At 83.1% G+C, this 361-nt stretch carries 1 pseudogene; it reads left to right on the top strand.

Annotated elements, in window-relative coordinates:
- Positions 1 to 361, top strand: a pseudogene (locus tag GT045_RS39000) (hypothetical protein); the annotation flags it as partial.

The following is a 361-nucleotide window of genomic DNA, read 5'->3' as shown; positions in this document are numbered from 1 at the left end:
CGGCGTGCGCGGCGCCGGGGGAGCGCCCGGTTCGCCGGGCTGGCCGAGCCGCAGGAAACCGTGCCCGACGTCGTGCCCCGGCCGTCCGCCGGCGCGCCGGACGGCCCCGCCGCACGTGGTGCGCCGCGCGGGGCCCGGTTCGCCGGGGCGGGGGAACCTGCCACCCCGGTGCCGCCTGCCGTCGTCGTCGAGGACGAGGAGGCCGGCACGGTGGTCGCGGAGACCGTCGAGCATCTGGCCCGGCTGCGGGCCGAGGGGCGCACCGGAGAGGCGCACGCCCTGCTCGCCGAGGCCGCCCGCTGGCCCGTCGGCCGGCTGCCGCTGCTCGCCGCCGCCCTGCACCGGGCCGGCCTCGGCGCCG

It is taken from the genome of Streptomyces sp. SID486, assembly GCF_009865385.1.
Classification (GTDB): Bacteria; Actinomycetota; Actinomycetes; order Streptomycetales; family Streptomycetaceae; genus Streptomyces.
This window is presented reverse-complemented; position numbering and strand designations above follow the sequence as displayed.